The sequence below is a fragment of the Sneathiella sedimenti genome (genome assembly GCF_017313765.1).
GTDB classification, from domain to species: domain Bacteria; phylum Pseudomonadota; class Alphaproteobacteria; order Sneathiellales; family Sneathiellaceae; genus Sneathiella; species Sneathiella sedimenti.
Window position 1 is genome coordinate 657,159 of sequence record NZ_JAFLNC010000001.1, and the last position, 12,954, is coordinate 670,112.

8 protein-coding genes and 1 tRNA gene are annotated in these 12,954 nt (G+C 50.6%); 8 read left to right on the forward strand and 1 reads right to left on the reverse strand.

The features are described 5' to 3' along the window. The first annotated feature begins 104 nt into the window (after positions 1-104). The 8 genes from J0X12_RS03185 to J0X12_RS03220 all read left to right on the forward strand — a co-directional run bounded on the left by J0X12_RS03185 (position 105) and on the right by J0X12_RS03220 (position 10,711). A complete protein-coding gene (locus J0X12_RS03185; protein ID WP_207042164.1) occupies positions 105-743 on the forward strand; it encodes a peroxiredoxin in 639 nt (212 codons plus the stop codon). Positions 744-878: 135 nt separating this feature from the next. Beyond that, positions 879-2,069 (forward strand): metal-dependent hydrolase family protein, encoded by a 1,191-nt coding sequence (locus tag J0X12_RS03190; RefSeq protein WP_207042166.1) that lies wholly within the window; start codon positions 879-881, stop codon positions 2,067-2,069. A gap of 108 nt (positions 2,070-2,177) precedes the next feature. Beyond that, positions 2,178-2,369: a hypothetical protein gene (locus J0X12_RS03195; RefSeq protein ID WP_207042169.1), complete on the forward strand. Its 192-nt coding sequence runs from the start codon at positions 2,178-2,180 to the stop codon at positions 2,367-2,369. Between the two features lie 82 nt (positions 2,370-2,451). Next, positions 2,452-2,528: transfer RNA gene (locus J0X12_RS03200), tRNA-Arg, on the forward strand. Positions 2,529-2,906: 378 nt separating this feature from the next. Further along, positions 2,907-3,689: a hypothetical protein gene (locus tag J0X12_RS03205; protein WP_207042171.1), complete on the forward strand. Its 783-nt coding sequence runs from the start codon at positions 2,907-2,909 to the stop codon at positions 3,687-3,689. A gap of 514 nt (positions 3,690-4,203) precedes the next feature. Then, positions 4,204-9,156, forward strand: a complete 4,953-nt coding sequence (locus tag J0X12_RS03210) for a type ISP restriction/modification enzyme (protein WP_207042173.1) — start codon at positions 4,204-4,206, stop codon at positions 9,154-9,156. 18 nt (positions 9,157-9,174) lie between these two features. Beyond that, positions 9,175-10,134, forward strand: a complete 960-nt coding sequence (locus J0X12_RS03215; RefSeq protein WP_207042175.1) for a hypothetical protein — start codon at positions 9,175-9,177, stop codon at positions 10,132-10,134. Between the two features lies 1 nt (position 10,135). Beyond that, positions 10,136-10,711 (forward strand): hypothetical protein, encoded by a 576-nt coding sequence (locus tag J0X12_RS03220; RefSeq protein ID WP_207042177.1) that lies wholly within the window; start codon positions 10,136-10,138, stop codon positions 10,709-10,711. A 33-nt stretch (positions 10,712-10,744) separates the two neighbouring features. On the opposite strand, the gene J0X12_RS03225 is transcribed toward J0X12_RS03220, so the two are convergent. Then, complete coding sequence (locus J0X12_RS03225) at positions 10,745-12,748, reverse strand: DUF262 domain-containing protein (RefSeq protein WP_207042179.1); 2,004 nt, start codon at positions 12,746-12,748, stop codon at positions 10,745-10,747. Positions 12,749-12,954 lie beyond the last annotated feature (206 nt).

A 12,954-nucleotide genomic window follows, 5' to 3' on the forward strand; every position in this document is an offset into this window, starting at 1 on the left:
GCCTAAAAAGTTGTCCATAACAGTCATTACCAATTGCATACTTTCCGTTCTTCTAATATTATCCAGCGTCCCCCAAAATATATCTTAACTTTATAGAGGATATAATGACTATTCAACTTGGAGATGTTGTCCCGGATTTTACGCAAAAATCCACTGAAGGGAACATTAATTTTCATGAATGGATTGGCGACAGCTGGGCCATTCTTTTTTCACATCCTAAGGATTTTACGCCGGTTTGTACCACCGAACTGGCAGAAGTTGCGCGCCTGAAACCTGAGTTCGACAAACGAAACATAAAGCCAATTGCATTGAGCGTTGATGACGTAGACAGCCATAACAGATGGCTCGGCGACATAGAGGAAACCCAGGGAAGTGCGGTGAACTACCCAATCCTTGCGGACGCGGATCATAAGGTTTCCGATCTTTACGGCATGATTCACCCCAATGCGAACGATACCCTGACGGTGCGTTCTGTTTTTATCATTGACCCAAATAAGAAACTCCGGCTCACCTTAACCTACCCGGCAAGCACCGGACGTAACTTTGCCGAAATCCTCCGTGTCATCGACAGCATCCAGCTGACGGAATATCACAAGGTGGCGACACCGGTGAATTGGGAAAATGGCGATGACTGCGTTATCGTTCCGGCAATTACCGATCCTGAAGAAATGAAAAAACTCTTTCCAAAGGGCTGGAAGGAATTAAAGCCCTATCTTCGGATGACACCGCAGCCGAATGTCTAAAATAAGAGCCGGCTCCATCCCGGACATTTCTACAGTCAATCAATCGGGCATGCTAAATGCCCGATTTTTTATTGGAAAGACGACCCTCAATCATGCGATATTGGTGGAAAGCAAACAATAACACGGGCAGATGACATGACAGAAATTCTTTATAGTGGCGGCGACGTTTTTGATGGCGCAGGCAGTTTCCTCAAAAACCATGCAGTACTGACAGACGGCGACACCATCAAGGATGTCGCACCTTCAGAGAAATATGCGGATTTTCAGGGAGAGCATGTCGACACAAGCGGCGGCACCCTTATGCCCGGAATCGCTGACTGTCATGTTCACCTCGTTTATAAGGGGGAGGCCGACCCCCGGGGCAGTATCGAGGGCGTCAATCCGGGTGAAATAACCCTTCGTGTTCTTGAGAACGCCCAGCTTTCCCTCAAATCCGGCATCACGGCCGTTCGCGACTGTGGCGGGCGCGAATATCTTGAGTTTCCAGTTCGCGATGCTTGCAACAGCGGGCGCTTTTTTGGCCCGAACATTATGGCGTCAGGCAAGATGATCTGTATGACTGGCGGACACGGCAACAAGAACGGCCGTGTCGCCGACGGATGTGATGAGGTGGTAAAAGCCGTGCGAGAGCAGATTCACGCAGGCAGTGACCTCATCAAGATTATGGCCACAGGCGGTGTGATGACACCTGGTGTAAATCCCGAAGATGCCCATTACTCCGCCGACGAAATGCGCGTCGGCGTCGCAGAGGCGCGCCGGTTTCATAAAACCTCCGCCAGCCATGCCCAGGGTGCGGAAGGTATCATGAACGCGGTGAACGCGGGTATCACCTCTATCGAGCATGGAATCTTCATGGACCAGCAATGCCTGGAAGCGATGATGGAGCGGGGAACCTACCTTGTCCCGACCCTTGCCGCAGTACAGAATATCCTCAATAACGCCGACAAGGGGATCGCCGATTATGTCGTCGAGAAATCACGCCGCGTGTTCGAAAAGCACAAGGAAAGCTTCAAGATGTTCTATCAGGCCGGGGGCAAGATCGCGATGGGAACAGACGCAGGGACCCCCTTTAACCTGCATGGCGAGAACGCGATGGAAATGGCCTATATGGTCGATTGCGGCATGACGCCGGTTGATGCTCTCAATAGCGCAACCTCTGTTGCCCATAGCTTGATGCAGCTCGACAACCGGGGACAGATCAGGACCGGTTTCAAGGCGGACATGCTCATCGTGAACGGTAATCCGACGAAAGACATCCTGATGGCAGCCGCAAAAAAGAACCATCGCCTGGTCGTCAAGAATGGCCGGAAAGTTGATTTTCCGTAAAATGGACGGGTGCGGCGTAATATTTTTTTCCGGGAATTGATTGGCATCAAGCCCAATCCGGACTACGTTGTGTATGATAGAACGTTAATGTTCGGAAAGGAGAGTTTCATGTCAATGCAAGCAGATATTGAACGTCTTCAGAAAAAGAGCCTGCGCCGCCGTCAGCGAGTTGAGGGGGAGGCAAACCTCAAAAAAAGCTTGTCAGAGCCGCGTGACGCAGATCTGGCGGTAACGGTAACGGCCAATCACCAGAGAGCTGTGAATAAAGGCAAGATTGACAGATTGAAGCGCAGCCGCTGAGAATTTTTGTATTTGATCTGGGCAGCGCCCTAAAATCATTGCAACGGCGGATCGCTTGGGCTATAGCAAGGTTCTCTTCTCAGCACCCGTAGCTCAGCTGGATAGAGCGCTGCCCTCCGAAGGCAGAGGTCACACGTTCGAATCGTGTCGGGTGCGCCAATCTTTTCAATGCGTTATAGAATTAGGCGCTTAATCCCAAATTTTAAGGTAAGCACTAGGTAAGCATCAGCTTACAGATTACGGCATATATAATCTGCCGTAAAAGTTCAAAGAATGTTTCGATATATGATACTCGGCCAAGACTAAGATGGAAGAGCACTTGAATGGCATGCAAGAGGTCGGCGGTTCGGCCTCGCTTATCTTTACCAAAAATTTCAAGGGATTAGCTAAAAAATGTTAGGCTCATAATGCTTCCAAGTGACCGCGAAGTTAGATTTTAGTATGTGCATATGTCATTATGATGGCAAGACAGGAGCAATGTTCTCGGGAAGCCAAGTGATGAGAATTCGCCGAACGGTGGCAACGCGGGGGAGGGGTATGGGAAGTAATAATTCAGATACACCAGTTCTTCAAGTTTTCACCCGATATGTTGATTGGGCAATTGAAGAACAAATTAGAATCCATACAGGTAATGGGGCGACCGCAGGTCATACTCCTGATCAAGTAGTAATTTCCATAGCTGAGAACCCTTGTCCCACTTCGGCAATTACGATGGCAAACTGGTTGAAGCAATATGGCGTTCTTCAAGGTGATGTATTGCGGGACAATACTCAAAAAATCGTAAGTACTGTTCTTAATTTTTTTGAGAAAGAGAGAATTGAATTTTCCAGTGATATTGATTTGTGGGCTCCTCAGATCGTTGGTGAATTTAGAGAACTGAATTCCCAAATCCGTGCATCTGATACTAAGAGAATCCAGAACCGCAGTTTTTTATCACTGACTTCAAAAGCATTATGGTGCAAGTATCCAGCACAAACGCCAATTTACGACAAGAATGCCCGCATCGCTTTATACGCTTTGGTTCGGCTGGATCACGACAGCACCCCGTACAATCCCAATCGCGACGATGCGCGCCGCCCCAAAGGATTAGGGGCAAATGTTGGTGAAGGCGATGTTGCCGATTATGAGGTTTATGTCCGTAATTACCTGGAAATTTACCGTCAAATCTTCGAGGCTATTTCAGACAGATTAAAGAATAAAAATTATGAATACCCTATTCGTGTGTTTGATAAAATACTATGGACATACGGCTCCGACAGTCGGGACATTCTCCATCGTAAAGAGGTTTATAAAAGCTGGTCTCCTAAGAGGAACACTTAATGAAAGTAGGTTTTACCAAATTCACTGTACACTGGTCCTTTCGATCATAAGAACTTCGAACCTCGTTAGAACCCTGACCAACACTCAGCTGATTGAATGCCGACATCTTGCCGAAGATGGATTACTCCCACCAGAGACCTATCGCAGCCCCTAAAACCAACTTGACGGGCATGGAGAATTGTCTCTCCGCCGACACCGAACCTTGCACAATCGACCGTTTAATTGACCTCCAATCAGGGGAGCGTCCCTGCTCCCCACGAGCCCCCATGATCACTTAATGAAGGCGACGTCATTGAGGCCAAAGAAGGGAGTTTTCGCGCTAACCTTGCCATGGAACCATCCCATCGAGCAGTCTAAAGCCCCATTGTTATGTACCGTTACTTGCTAGAGTTTCAGGAACGGATGCTTGCATGTTGAGGGCTTCCCATACGCGCAGGTTGTGGATATAGTTCTATTATCGCATGCGCCTCGCGGACGTGGCTGTTATGCTTACCTAAAATCTCCGAGGTACACAGTGGCCGACCATACTGAAAATACGCTGGCCGATGAGGCCGAAATCACTTCTGAAACGCTTCTCTCTTTGCTTCATTCATATCGTGATGCGGCGCGAACCGAGCGGGACAAAGGTACATATTTCGAACGGTTTGCAGTGGCGTTTCTTTGCAATGACCCCGTTCAAGCTGAGCAGTATGAAAGCGTGTTGCCCTATTCGGAATGGGCAAAGACGCACGGTTGGGATGGACGTGACACAGGCATAGACCTCGTCGCGAAGCTGCATGACGAAGACGGTTACGCGGCCATACAGTGCAAGTTCTACGATTCAAGCTATCGAATTAGAAAAGAGGATATCGACAGCTTCATTTCCGCCTCGGGCAAAGAGCCTTTCAAACGCCGCGTGATTATCGACACTACGGAGAAACCGTGGAGCGAGAACGCAGAAGCCATGATACGCGGTCAGGCCATTCCGACGATCCGCATCGGATTGAACGAATTGCAGGAAAGCCCGATCCGTTGGGAAACCTTTGCCGCGCGGGGCGAAGTTGTCCTCAACGATAAGAAGAAACTCCGCAAACATCAGGAGGAAGCGCTTGCGGCTGTCCGCGAAGGCTTTGCTGAAGCAGATCGGGGCAAACTTATAATGGCGTGCGGAACTGGCAAGACGTTCACGAGCCTGAAGATCGCAGAAGCCTTGGCCGGACAAGGTAAACTTGTGCTCTACCTTGTGCCGTCGCTGGCACTCATGGCACAGACCGTCCGCGAATGGACGGCCGATACCGAAACGCCTCTGCACTCATTCGCTGTTTGCTCCGATACCCAAGTCGGGAAGCGCCGTCAGAATAACAATGATGTTGCCGAAATCGATGTGCTCGATCTGGCATTTCCCGCTACGACCGATGCTGCTAAACTCGCTGACAAGGCTGCTGCTCCGCTCAACGAGAAGATGAATGTCGTTTTCGCGACTTACCAATCCATCCAGGTTGTTGCCGATGCCCAGAAGAGCGGCGGTCTGCCTGAGTTTGATCTGATTATCTGCGACGAGGCGCATCGCACCACCGGCGCAACGCTTGCGGGCGAAGACGAATCCAACTTCGTCAAAGTTCACTCGAATGACGTGATACGGGGAAAGAAGCGGCTCTACATGACAGCTACGCCGCGCATCTTCGGCGACAATGTGAAGTCGAAAGCCGAAGATGTGGACGCTGTTCTTGCGTCTATGGACGACGAGTTTCTTTTCGGTAAAACGCTTTTTTATCGCGGCTTTTCATGGGCAGTTCAGAACAACATGCTGACAGACTATAAGGTCATCGTCCTTGCGATGGATGAAGCACTGGTTAGTTCTTCCGTTCAGAAACGGCTTGGCGATGGAACGAGCGAGCTTGTTCTTGATGACGCCACCAAGATTGTCGGTTGCTACAAGGCACTGACCAAGACGGACATGAAGGTAGATGTTGCCGCAGACCCGCATCCCATGCGCCGTGCGCTTGCGTTTTGTCGGGACATAAGAAGCTCCAAGCTCATCCGTGATGAATTTTCTGCCGTGGTGGATGAGTTCCTTGGCGTAGACTCTCTATTCGAGGACGAAGAAGAAGCTTCCGGAGGGGAACTACGTTGCGAAATCGAACACGTGGACGGGACCTTCAACGCGAAACAGCGTGGCCTGCTTCTCGACTGGCTCAAGGCCGACGCAGGCGATGATGTTTGCCGCATCTTAACGAATGCACGATGCCTGTCCGAAGGTGTTGATGTCCCCGCACTTGACGCGATTATGTTCCTTCACCCGCGTAAGAGCCAGATTGACGTGGTGCAATCAGTTGGGCGCGTGATGCGCCGAGCGCCAGGAAAGAAAATGGGGTATGTAATCCTGCCAGTCGGCGTGCCAGCGGGTGTACCGCCCGAACAGGCGCTTAACGACAATGATAAATACCGTGTCGTCTGGCAAATCCTGAACGCGCTGCGGGCGCATGACGACCGCTTCGACGCCACGATCAACAAGGCTTCCCTCGGTCAGGATGTGAGTGGCAACATCGAGATCATCGGTATCACAGGTGCGAGTAGCGCCGAATTGGCTGCCGTGACCGCGACGGTCCAAGACCTGCCGACCCGCCCGAAGAAATCCGGCTCAGGCATCGGCAGCGGTGGCGGAGCGGACAGCAAAGGCGAAAGTGACAGTACGCCGCAGCAAACCGAGATGCACTTCTCGGTGGACGAGTTCTCGCGAGCGATCATGGCGAAGATCGTCAAAAAATGCGGAACGCGGGACTACTGGGAAGACTGGGCAGTCAACATTGCCGAGATCGCGAAGAATCACATCACGCGACTGACAGGGATACTGGAAGAACCCGACACTGCGGCACGAAAGGCGTTCGATGACTTCTTGGCGGAGCTTCGCGATGATCTGAACGATACCATCACGGAAGCCGACGCCATCGAAATGTTGGCGCAGCACATTATCACGCGTCCCGTATTCGAGGTGCTGTTCGAAGGCCACCAGTTTACGAGCGAAAACCCCGTTTCGCGGGCGATGCAGCGTGTTCTGGACGTGCTGAACGAGGCCAATCTGGATAAGGAATCCAAAGACCTCGAAAAATTCTATACGAGCGTCCAGATGCGCGCGAAGGGCATCACCGACCCACAGGCAAAGCAGCGCCTAGTGGTAGAGCTGTACGACAAGTTCTTCCGCAAGGCATTCCCGCGCACAACGGAGAAGCTTGGTATCGTCTACACGCCAGTCGAGATCGTGGACTTCATCATCAATTCTGTAGACGAGGTCTTGCAGGAAGAATTTGGGCAGACCCTTGGCTCAGAAGGCGTCCATATCATCGACCCCTTCACAGGCACGGGGACGTTTATCACGCGACTTCTCCAATCAGGACTCATCAAGCCCGAGGAGATGGAGAACAAGTTTCGCAACGAAATACACGCCAACGAGATAGTGCTTCTGGCGTACTACATCGCCGCTATCAATATCGAGGCCGTCTATCACGGAATTCAGGGCGGCGACTATGTACCATTTGAAGGTATCTGCCTAACCGACACTTTCCAAATGTATGAGAGCGACGATCAACTTTCGTTCTATATGCCGGACAATTCCGAGCGACGGAAGCGGCAGAAAGCGACGGATATTCGCGTAATTGTAGGAAATCCACCCTATTCCGCCGGACAAAGGAGTGAAGACGATAATGCAAAGAACGTGGCCTACTCGGGCCTCGATCAGCGTATTGCCAACACTTACGCTGCAAAGTCCACGGCTACACTCCAACGCTTCTTGTATGACAGCTACATCCGCGCCATTCGGTGGGCTTCCGACCGGATCGGTGATGCAGGAGTTATGGCCTATGTTACAAACGCAGGTTGGATCGATGGAAACGCCGCTGACGGCATGCGCGCCTGCCTTGCCGAAGAGTTTAGCGATATTTACATTTTTCACCTTAGAGGAAATCAACGCACAAGTGGCGAGCTTTCACGCCGCGAGGGCGGGAAGATTTTCGGCTCCGGCAGCCGCGCGCCGATTGCAATCAGCGTCTTTGTTAAAAACCCCAACGCCACCGAGCATGGGCGCATCTTTTTTCATGATATAGGAGATTACCTTGACCAGAAACAGAAGCTAGACCTCATTCGGAATTTTGCGAGTATTGGCGGCATTTCAGAGTTAGGAGGGTGGACGAAAATTGATCCGAACGAGCGAAATGATTGGATAAATCAGCGCGACCAAGGTTTTGAGAATTACATCCAAATTGGAGACAAGAAGGGAGATTCTGACGCTGCACTATTCTCGAATTACACTCATGGTGTGATTACTTCTCGTGATGCATGGTGTTACAATTCTGATCAAGCGCTGCTCCGTGCTAACGTGAAACGGTCAATTGGGTTCTATATGGAGGAGCTGGATCGGAAAGAAGTTTCTGGTTTTTCTGGCGATATAGACAACTTTGTCACGACTGATGCAAAAAAGGTCAGCTGGAGTCGTGCGTTGAAGGCAGATATTCGAAAGGGCAAGCCGCTATCCATTGATGACGGTCGAATAATGGCTTCATTGTATAGGCCGTTTGGAAAACAGTGGATATACTTCAGTAGACGGTTCAATGAAATGGTCTACCAACTCCCACAAGTTTTTCCAGAAAGTGGAGAGAGCAATCTTGCAATCATGATAAAGGGAAATTGGCGAGGTTCAGGGCAACTCGCGTTGATGATTGACGCTTTGCCTTGCTACCAGCCCGATGGTGGCGCGCAGTGTTTTCCGCTAAAAGTGTACGGCAAGGCTGAACAATCCAACAGTGATGATCTGTTTGCGACGGTCAGCAGCACTTCACATATGAAGGTCAATGACGGCATCACCGATACGGGCTTGAAGCACATTCAATCGTCGTATCCAGGCGAAACAATTAGCAAGGAGGACATTTTCTACTACATTTATGGTCTTCTGCACTCCGAGGGCTACCGCTCGCGTTACGCTGAGAACCTGTCCAAAGAGTTGCCCCGCATTCCTTGCGTAAAGAAAGCAGACGACTTTTGGGCGTTGAGCCATGCAGGTCGAGCACTGAGCGAACTGCACGTGAACTACGAGAGTGTTGAGCCATACCCCGTTACGATAAAGCAGGGCGACCTGCGGACGGCAGTGATCAAAGACCCTGAAGCCTTCTACCGTGTGACAAAGATGAAATACGCGGGCAAGCGAGGTGACGAGGACAAGAGCACGGTAATTTACAACGCCAATATCACCATGCAGGACATCCCGCTCGAAGCCTATGACTATGTGGTGAACGGCAAGCCCGCCCTCGAATGGGTGATGGAGCGCCAGGTCGTGAAGACCGACAAGAAGAGCGGCATCACTAACGACGCCAACCGTTACGCGATCGAGACCATGGGTAACCCCGCCTATCCGCTAGAGCTGTTCCAGAGGGTAATCACGGTGAGCCTTGAGACGATGAAAATCGTCAGAGGGCTCCCCAAACTGGATATTGATTGAATAGCAGAGGATAATTAAATGGCATTACCTTCAAATTATCGTTGGATCGCGGTCGGCAACCTAGCAATAAGGAATCGTGCCAACGCTCCCCACTATGCGCCAGCCTTCGTAATTGGTGATTTGATTGCGGCGTTGACTGATCGGATTGCCCGTGAAGACGTTTATCGACCGTATTCTAAAAGTTCACGGCTGATGTGGTGTGCTGATCTGGCCGAAGACAACGACTATTATCGACTGATTTTGCAAGTCGGCGACAAAAACGTATCCGGTGTTTCATTTTTGCACTTTGAGACATTAGAAACCCGCGACATCGAGAAGGACGAAGACGAAGGCGGGCATTATGCCGCCCACATATTGATCAAGAAAACAGCCGATCATTTGGGACGACATCTGATCCTGATCGAGAAAGTGCCAGGCATCTACCTTTCTTCGGTTAAGGATCATTTTGCCTGGGTTTGTAAGAGCGCGCTCTACGAAAAGGAGGCGCAGGATGATGACGGCGACACCAAACGCTTTCGGCCTGTATTCGAGATTGACGGACACCAGTCCAAGACGATCCGTGAGGCGTTGAGGACAGGTACGCTTCAGGACGTGGAATTCATTGGACACGAAGAGAATCACGGGGATGGCTTGGATGAAGATCCGATTGTGGAAGAAGTTGTCCATGAAGCGCGGTGGGAAGTGAAAAAGCGTGTCACCGAAGACCAAGCGCAAACAATTTTCGGGCGTGTAGGAGATTTCTTGGGGCGTTTTCGAGATGGCGCTGATGACACACAGATTTTCGTGAGGATCAAGGCTGCAAATGGTCAGATCAAACGAACAGAAGTGCATCATAATGGGGATGAAATTCTCGAACAGACATTTGTGCAGAATGAGATAGTCAGTGAGTTCGACCCGCCGTTGACGCAGCGCTATGAGGCGTTCCGCCAAGACATGATTCAGAAGATGATCGATATCGCTAACAATGTAGGCGCTTAAGATGGCTCTTCAAAAACATACCAAGGTTTTTACGGTATTTTCGTTTCTACGCCTCCAAAGCCCTGATATTTTTTGGTATCAGTGGATTTATCCGAGTGTGATTTTTGCCGTGGCCTTTGGCGGCTTTCAATGGTGGGGGGATCAATTTATAAGCTTCGACAAAGATAACTTGATAAGTGATATCAATGCCTTTATGGGCATCTTAGTCGGATTCTATATTGCTGCTCTTGCTGCAGTTTCGAGTTTTTCAAACGATAATTTGGACCAGATTATGAAGGGTAGAGCACCGACCCTTACAACTGTTCGTAAGGGTGCAGAGATTAAAGAAACACTGACTAGACGGCGTTTTTTAGCGATCATTTTCGGATACTCTGCCACTTTAGCAATCATCCTCTATATCTTTGGAGTGCTTCAAGTTCATTTGATTGTGGTACAACCGACCGAACCATGGGCGCAAACAATAATGACATTCATAAGACAAATGACCTGGGGGCTCTATATATGGATCGCCTCTAGTCTGTTAGTCGTAACGCTCTTAGGGTTGCATTATTTGGTGGAGCGTATGCACCGCGCTTGACAAGCTCCTGAAAAATAAATTCTGCTCTACGACTTACTCAGTTCCTGTCAAATATGGATACTTCCACATTCGTAGTGCGACTTCTAAAAGCTGCCGCCCGCGCGCCTCAATGCAGTCCTCGTTCCATTCTTCGCTCTTGATGATCTCGCGGTTGAGGACAAGCAACGAATGGTCGCTCAATGCAGCCCGCTTGTCCTTGTATGGGCCATTGCTGACACTGGCATTGAGCGGCTTTGTAAGAACGGTCAGGTTTCCAAAGGTATTCAGGAGGCGCTTACGACGCACCATTTGGCCGATACGAGTATCGTTCTCTTCCGTGGCATACTTAGCCTGCCATTTCTCTTCACTGGTCGGCTGTTCGCCGCTTGGAAGAGGCCAGTGCTCTTCCCATTGAGAAGGCAAGATGTGCTCTACGGATAGATCATCTGCCAGCTGGTCAGTTTCGTGGAATTTCTGGCGCTTCTCGCGCTCAATAGCTTCAAGGACCGCGCGTACTCTGAATGCAGTAAGTCTACGTCCGTACATGGGTGCAGATACCCAAGAGTTCTCGAACTCTTTGTCGGCCGGTAGACGTGCGCTCTCAGAAGTTTGCGCAGTCAGGAACTTCACCAGATTCTCGCGAGAAAAACCATTAGACTCAAGGTGCCGGAGCACTGACAGGAAGAATTTGTTATAGTTCTTTGTGGTTAGTCCGCAGATCGCACGCCTGACAATGAAGGTGAGCAGAATCGATAGGCATTGCTTCTTCTCGTCCTCTTCCATAGCCTCTTCGGACCAGAGGCGTAGGACTAGGGGGTAAACAGTCGTGACATCCCAAGGGAGTAGAAGCTTGCCAAAGTGGCCGAGAGGATCGTCAGGCTTCCGCTCCAGCAGTCGGCGATAAAGAGCACCATAGGCCCGCAAATCTTGAAGCTCGGCCTCAACCGACGGATAACCGCCACTCGGCTTGTTCGCTTGGATTTTGATGAACGCTTTGTACTCGCTGAAGAGTTTGGACATTGTGACCTCGCCTGCGACCTTGCCCGCTATGAAGTTTGCCAGAAAAAACTCTATGCGAGCTTTCTTGTATCGACCCTGCTTCTCCATGAAGCTCCAGAAGGGGGCTTCGAAATCCTTCCAGTACTTGTCGAATAGCTTCTCCGCTTTCTCCTGCCGTGCATCGGCGCGATGAAAGATGTTGTTACGAACAAGATCGGCTGCGAGCAAGGGCTCTCCCCGTTCATTCAGAGTTTCGAAAATAACCTGAGCGTCGTCGCCCTCCTCAAGGGTGATCTCGACAACCTTGAATTCTTCGATTAGCGCCTCCCATAGAGCATCGAGACGAAGCTCCATCGTTGCGCGATCTTTGTCACTCTCTTCCGCTGCCTCCACCGGCGTTGCCTCATCAACTTCATCCTCATCCGCCTCGATGGTTTCAGCAAAGTCGTCTTCGAGATCATCGCTTTCAACAGCGTGCTTAATACGGTCGAAAAAATAACCGTAGGCACCGAGCAGTTTCGGGATCGTACTGTATTCGTAGATTTTGTCGCGGCTCTTATAGAAGTGCTCGCGATACTTCTTGCGAAGTGCGGGGCGTCCTGCCGTCACGATGTCCTGGAAGAGTTCGCGGTCGTATTTTGTCGGCCAGACTTTATATTTCTCGACGTCTGGGTCCTCCATGAGATGCTCTTTCTCATTGAAGAGATAGCCCTCGATGAGCCCGACCGTATCTTCAAATCCCACTTGCTGCGCATAATCACGGGCAGCCGCGAGATAGAGTTGAAAGGTCGTGAGGCGTTGTTGGCCGTCCACCACCTGAAAAGAGGTGACTTGCCGTGATGACACGGCACCGCGTGCTTCGAGCACCACGGCACCCATGAAATGAGAAAACCGCCGGTCACGACTGTTCAGGCGTTCAATAGCTTTTGTGCGCACATCATTCCAGAACGGCTCCCACTGCTTGTCGCGCGCCCAAACATAGTGCCGTTGATAGATTGGAACGCAAAAGCGCTGTCTGTTTTCAAGCAATTGGCGAACTGTGACGGGACCAGCCTTCATCGAAATTCCTTTCTGCTCATACAATCCAAGGTAACTAATTCCTAGTATTTATCAATGTTAACTTGCTCTTATTACTTCTGCTTAGGGCGCACCCCGTTGGGGCGGGCTGTCGTGAACCGAGTCCGCTATCGACGGTCTCGGCCATGCGGCTTCCATCCCTTGCGCATCTTCGGCCAGCCCTGAGGGGCTGACGGTTTGTTTCCAAT